Source organism: Burkholderia sp. Ac-20384, from assembly GCF_017104605.1.
Taxonomy (GTDB): domain Bacteria; phylum Pseudomonadota; class Gammaproteobacteria; order Burkholderiales; family Burkholderiaceae; genus Burkholderia; species Burkholderia lata.
In genome coordinates this window covers 1-5,771 of record NZ_JAAGPE010000429.1, presented here as the reverse complement: position 1 = coordinate 5,771, position 5,771 = coordinate 1, and the positions used below count along the sequence as shown (strand labels likewise).

Sequence of the window (5,771 nt, the reverse complement as noted above, 5' to 3'; positions counted from 1 at the left end):
AGGCGGCGCCCGTCGCGTTCGCGAGCGGGTTCGCCGACGCGCTGACGGTGAGCGGCGGGCTCGCGCTGGTCGCGGCCGTCGTGGCCTACAAGTTGCTTACGCAACCGATGCGCGACGGCGCGTGACGCACGGGGCAGCACGCGCCGCACATTGGACGCGACCCGGCGGAACCATTAAGCTGGCGCGTTCCGGTTTCACGCAGCGTATGCCAGATGTCATCGACGATCGAGATTCTGTTGCCCGTGTTCGGGCTGATCGCGGCAGGGTTCCTGTGCCGCCGGCGCGGCGTACTCGGGCCGGCGGCGGCCTCGGAACTCAACCGCTTCGTCGTGTGGCTCGCGCTGCCCGCGCTGCTGTTCCAGATCATGGCGCACGCGTCGTGGCACCAGCTGTATCAGCCGGCCTTCGTTGCCACGTTCGCGCTGACCTGTGCGCTCGTTTTCGTCGGCGTGCTCGCATGGCGCCTGTTCGCGGGGCGCGTGCTCGCCGATGCGAGCATCGACGCGATCGCCGCGTCGTACCCGAACACCGGGTATCTCGGCTTCCCGCTGTGCCTGCTCGCGTTCGGCACCGACAGCCTCACGCCAACCACGATCGCGACCATTCTCGTGGCATGCGTGTTGTTTGCGGGTGCGATCGTCCTGATCGAGATCGGGCTGCAGCGCGACCGCGCGCCGCTGAAACTGATGTGGAAAGTTGTCGGCGCGCTGCTGCGCAACCCGCTGATCGTCGCGCCGCTGGCCGGCGTTTGCGTGTCGGCCGCGCAGGTGCCGCTCGGTGCGCCGGTCGATACGTTCCTGAAGCTGCTCGGCGGGGCCGCGAGCCCGTGCGCGCTCGTCAGCCTCGGGCTGTTTCTCGCGGAGAAGCGGGAGGCGTCCGGCGCGGCGCCGCGCGGCAGCGTTGCGCTGACCGCGGTGAAGCTGTTCGTGCAGCCCGCGCTGGCGTGGTGGCTTGGCGTGCGTGTGTTCGCACTGCCGCCGGTGCTTGCGCAGATCGCCGTCGTGCTCGCCGCGCTGCCCACCGGCACGGGGCCGTACATGCTGGCCGAGTTCTACGGGCGCGAAGCGCAGGTGACGTCGCGCACGATCCTGCTGTCGACGTTGGGGTCGATCGTGTCGTTGTCGGTGCTGCTCGTGCTGGCACGGCATGTCTGACGCGGCACGCCGTTTCAGCCTTTAAGCGCATCACGCGTGACCTGCGCATCGTGCAGATCGCGTGCCGCTTCGCGCTGCCGGTGCTGCTTGTCGGCGAGCTTGCGCTGCGCCTTGGCGATCTTCCTGGCGTCGCCGAGCGTTTCGGCTTCGTTGACACGCGCCTGCGCGTCGCGTACCTCGTCCTCCGCATTACGCAGGTCGCGCTGCTTGTCGGCTACCCTGCGTTCGGCGCGCGCGAGCTGACCGGCGTCCGTGCAGTTGACCTTGATCTGTTCGAGCGCCGCTTGCTGGCGCATCGCCTGCTGTGTGTTGCCGAAGCGCTTCGCGTTGTCGATCTGCGTTTGCAACGCGCGGATGCGAGTCGCACAGTCTTGCGTGCCCGCGAATGCGCCACTGTTCGCGAGCAGTGCGGCCGGTACGGCCAGCACGACCAGTGCCTTCTTCATGCTTGTTTCCTCGGTTGGGTGGCCGCTCGATCGTCGATGAGATCGGTGTCGGCAGGTGTTCGAGGCGTCATTCTGATGATCCGGTGCGGGGGCGGTAAATAGGACCGGTCTGACTTGCGTCAGAGGAATGGATGATTCAGGCGATCCGGCCGGGTGCAGACGAGTCGATCCTTGATAACCATCAGGCGCAACCGGCGCACGCGCTGGTCAATGCGACTTCGTCGCGAGCCGGTGGATACGTGCCGCATGGGCGACACGCGGTTGACGCGATGCGTGGCAATGCGTCGCCTGTCTGCGGCGCGTACGCCGTGTGGGTTCGGGCGTATCGGCGATGGCCTGCGTGGTCGTCCGGGCATCCGCATCGGTCCCGGCGGCGGCCACCGCCGCCACTGCCGGCAGCCTCGCTTCCGCGTCGAGCCACGCGCACGTCGCTTCCGCGATCAGCCCGCGCAACCAGCGCACGCCCTCGGTGCACTCGCCCGATTCGTTCCACGTCATCCGGTACACGATGTCCGGCGGTTCGGCCGGCAGTGCGACGGCAGCGAGCGGCAGCAGCTTCGCATAGTGCCGCGCGAGCCGGTACGTGGTGGTCAGCAGCATGTCGGTGCGCACGAGCGCATGCGCGGCGAGTTCGAAGTGCGGCAGCGTGACGACGATCCGCCGCTGCAGGCCCACGCGTTCGAGCTGCTTGTCGATCGCGCCGGACGCTTCGAGCCACGACGGCGTCGGGCACAGCTGCGGCGCTTCGGCAAAATCCTCAGCCGTCATCGTGCCGCGCCGTGCGAGCGGATGCGTCGCGCGCATCAGGCACACGACGCGATCGTCGAACAGGTCGTCCTGCCGGAATCGCGACGAGCGCGCCGGGCGATTGTCGATCACGACGTCGAGCTCGCCATCGGCCAGCGCGCGCTCGTCGTCGAAGCCGTCGCCGAGCGGATGGAACACGAGCTGCGCATTCGGCGCGCGTTCGCGGAACAGCGCGACGAGCTTCGGCACGAACAGCACGTTCAGGTAGTCGGGGCAGCCGATCCGGTAGGTGCGCACCGACGTGCGTGCGTCGAACGTCGGCTGCTGGATGCGGATGAAGTCGATCACGCGCAGCGCGTTGCGCAGCGGTTCGATCAGCCGCGCACCGAACTCGGTCGGCACCATCCCGTAGCGGCTGCGCACCAGCAGCGGATCGCCGAGCAGCGTGCGCAGGCGCTTGAGCGCGGCGCTGGTGGCCGGCTGCGACATGTTCAGGCGCACGGCCGCACGCGACACGGTGCGCTCGGTCAGCAGCACGAGCAGGATGCGCATCAGCCGCGCATCGAGCACGTCGAGCGCGCCCGCGGCGTCGGACGCGTCGCGGGGCAGGGCGTTCGGGTCTAGTGGGTCCCGCATGCCGAACCACCTCCTGGCGACCCGATGCCCGAGTGCGACGCAGCAGCGGGCCGGCGGCGCGTCATTGTGCGAAGGTGCCCGGCCAGCCGACGATCCGCTTCGGGCGCGGCGGCGCGTACGTGCGGACCTTCGACGTCTTCAGCTTCAGGCGCACCAGCGACTCGGCGAGCGCGACCGCGGCCGAGACGCCGTCGACGACCGGCACGCCCGTGCATTCCTCGATCTGCCGGTCGAGGCCGGCCATCCCGCCGCAGCCGAGGCAGATCACTTCCGCGTGATCGTCCTTCACCGCGCGCTGCGCCTGGCCGACGATCGACTCGATCGCACGGGCCGGGTTCTCCTCGAGCTCGAGCACCGCGAGGCCGCTGGCGCGTACCGACGCGCAGCGCGCGTCGAGCCCGGCGAGCTTCAGGCGATCCTCGATCAGCGGCACCGTGCGGTCGAGCGTCGTGACGACCGAGTAGCGGTGGCCGAGCAGCATCGCGACGCTCGCGGCCGCTTCGGTGATGTCGACGACGGGCACCGTCAGCAGTTCCTGCAGCCCTTCGCGGCCGTGTTCGCCGTAGCCGGCCTGGATCACCGCGTCGTACGGCTCGTCGTAGCGCATCACGCGATCCATCACGGCGATCGCTGCGAGGTAGCTCTCGAAGTTGCCTTCGATCGACTCCGCGCCGAAGCGCGGCGTCAGCCCGACGATCTCCGTGCCCGGCGACGCGGCGGCCTGCGCCTGCGCGGCGATCGCGTCGGTGATCGACTCGGTCGTGTTGACGTTGACTACCAGGATCCTCATTGCGACTCCGTATGCATGTGTTTCAGTGTTGGGCGCAGGCGACCGCGATGGGCTCGCCCGAACGCTCCTCGTAGTGCCGGTTGCGATCGGCCAGCAGCCAGTACACGGTGCCCGCGATGGCTGCGCCGAGCAGCCACGAGAACGGCGTCATCGCGCTGAAGGCCGGCACGACGGCGAGCGTGATCGAGATCAGCGCGGACGGCACGAGCGCCGCGAGCGCCTTGCGGTTCACGCCGCGCGTGTAGAAGTAGGTGCCGGTCGGCGCTTCGGTATAGAGGTCGGGCACGTTCACGCGCTGCTTGCGCACGAGCCAGTAGTCGACCGTGATGATCCCGTACAGCGGGCCGAGCAGCGCGCCGAGGCCGGACAGGAAGTAGACGATCACGATCGGGCTGTTGTACAGGTTCCACGGCAGGATCAGCACGGCGACCGTTGCGCTGATCAGGCCCGCGCGGCGGAACGACAGGCGATGCGGCGCGAGGCTCGTCAGCACGAAAGCCGGCGCGACGAAGTTCGCCATGATGTTCACGGCGACCGTCACGATCAGGAACGCGAGGCAGCCGAGCACGAGGAACAGCTTGTTCGGCACCGTCGCGATGATTTCCGTCGGGCTGTGGATGATGTGGCCGTTCAGCTTGAACTGCGCGCCGGCGAGCACGAAGCTGATCGTCGCGAACACGAGGATGTTGACCGGCAGGCCCCAGAAGTTGCCCACGCGCACCGTCTTCGCGCTCGGCGACGAGCGCGCGAAATCGCAGAAGTTGAGCACCAGCGTGCCGTAGATCGCGAGCCACAGCGAGCCGCCCGCGAAGATCTCCGTCCACATCCTGAAGCCGGTCAGCGGCTTGCCGATCGACATCGCGAGATGGCCGCCGGTGCGGCTATACATCCATGCGGCGAGCGACAGTGTCGTGACGAGGATCACCGGGCCGGCCAGCCCCTCGTACTTGCGGACCATTTCCATCCCGTACGTGAGGATGCCGATCTGCACGAGCCAGATCGCGACGAACGTGACCCAGCCGAGCGTCGACAGCCCGAAGATCGCATTCTGGTCGAACGCGGCGAGGCCCGGCCAGATCGCGGTGAGCAGCACGCGCAGCACGACCGACGCGAGATAGGTCTGGATCCCGAACCATGCGATCGCGATCACCGCGCGGATCATTGCGGGCAGCAGCGCGCCGTAGATGCCGAAGCTCATCCGGCTGATCACCGGGAACGGCACGCCGGTCTTCTGGCCCATGTAGCCGGTGAGGTTCATGAAGCAGTACACGAGCACCGCGCCGATCGCGAGCGACGCGAGCATCTGCCAGCCCGACAGGCCGAGCGCGAACAGCCCGATCGCGAACGAGTAGTTCGCGATGTTGTGCACGTCGTTGGTCCACAGCGCAAAGATGCTGTAGCGGCCCCACGTCCGGCCCTCGGCCTTGGTGGGTGCGAGGTCGGGGTTGTGCAGCCGCGGGCTCAGCGCGGGGTCGCGCGCGGCCGAATCGGTTCGATGCGATGCGTCGTCCGCGCCGAGCACGATGCCCGGGCGGTGGGTGGCTTCCAGTTGCACGCCGTTGTCTCCTTCCATGTGCGGGGCGCGAAACCGGCAGCGTGGGAACGCTGCGCCGGCCCGGCCGCCGTGGACGTTATGTCTCGGATTTGTTCGCGAGTATGGAAGGCCGGCACGGTGATGGGAAATTAAATATTCGGTTAGGCGTCATTTGAAAAATGAATGGAATGCAGGCGCCCGCGACGGCCGGTGCGGCACGGGAATTGCTCGTCAGCGGGCTCCATCCACATCGACATCAGCGGAGGTGTCATGCAGCGATATTCACTTCGTCATGTATCGCGAGCCGTCTTCGCCGGCCTCCTGATTGCGGGCCTGGCGGCGGGTGCGGGCTGCCAGAAGAAGAGCGAAAGCGACAGCAGCAGCGCGAGCTCGGACACGAGCGCAACGGGCGGCATGTCGGCCGCGCCATCGGCCGCGCCGAGCAGCGGCGCGGCCGGCAGCAA

At 68.2% G+C, this 5,771-nt stretch carries 5 protein-coding genes; 1 reads left to right on the top strand and 4 read right to left on the bottom strand.

What is annotated here, in order from left to right:
• Positions 1 to 212 precede the first annotated feature (212 nt).
• Positions 213 to 1,154, top strand: a complete 942-nt coding sequence (locus G3O00_RS38965) for an AEC family transporter (RefSeq protein WP_206146175.1) — start codon at positions 213 to 215, stop codon at positions 1,152 to 1,154.
• A gap of 14 nt (positions 1,155 to 1,168) precedes the next feature.
• Here the strand turns inward: G3O00_RS38965 and G3O00_RS38960 are convergent, their stop codons facing one another.
• From G3O00_RS38960 to G3O00_RS38945, 4 genes are all read right to left on the bottom strand, one after another.
• Complete coding sequence (locus G3O00_RS38960) at positions 1,169 to 1,600, bottom strand: DUF1090 family protein (protein WP_206146174.1); 432 nt, start codon at positions 1,598 to 1,600, stop codon at positions 1,169 to 1,171.
• Between the two features lie 207 nt (positions 1,601 to 1,807).
• Positions 1,808 to 2,983: a LysR substrate-binding domain-containing protein gene (locus G3O00_RS38955; protein WP_206146173.1), complete on the bottom strand. Its 1,176-nt coding sequence runs from the start codon at positions 2,981 to 2,983 to the stop codon at positions 1,808 to 1,810.
• Between the two features lie 61 nt (positions 2,984 to 3,044).
• A complete protein-coding gene (locus tag G3O00_RS38950; RefSeq protein ID WP_011355637.1) occupies positions 3,045 to 3,773 on the bottom strand; it encodes an aspartate/glutamate racemase family protein in 729 nt (242 codons plus the stop codon).
• A 22-nt stretch (positions 3,774 to 3,795) separates the two neighbouring features.
• The gene (locus G3O00_RS38945) at positions 3,796 to 5,346 is read right to left on the bottom strand and encodes an NCS1 family nucleobase:cation symporter-1 (protein ID WP_206146172.1); all 1,551 of its coding nucleotides are present in this window, start codon (positions 5,344 to 5,346) and stop codon (positions 3,796 to 3,798) included.
• Positions 5,347 to 5,771: the final 425 nt, after the last annotated feature.

What these genes read in the sequence shown, in the direction of transcription:
- G3O00_RS38945 (WP_206146172.1), bottom strand. Translation starts at nt 5,346, where the DNA reads ATGGAAGGAGACAACGGCGTGCAACTGGAAGCCACCCACCGCCCGGGC.
- G3O00_RS38950 (WP_011355637.1), bottom strand. Translation starts at nt 3,773, where the DNA reads ATGAGGATCCTGGTAGTCAACGTCAACACGACCGAGTCGATCACCGAC.
- G3O00_RS38960 (WP_206146174.1), bottom strand. Translation starts at nt 1,600, where the DNA reads ATGAAGAAGGCACTGGTCGTGCTGGCCGTACCGGCCGCACTGCTCGCG.
- G3O00_RS38965 (WP_206146175.1), top strand. Translation starts at nt 213, where the DNA reads ATGTCATCGACGATCGAGATTCTGTTGCCCGTGTTCGGGCTGATCGCG.
- G3O00_RS38955 (WP_206146173.1), bottom strand. Translation starts at nt 2,983, where the DNA reads ATGCGGGACCCACTAGACCCGAACGCCCTGCCCCGCGACGCGTCCGAC.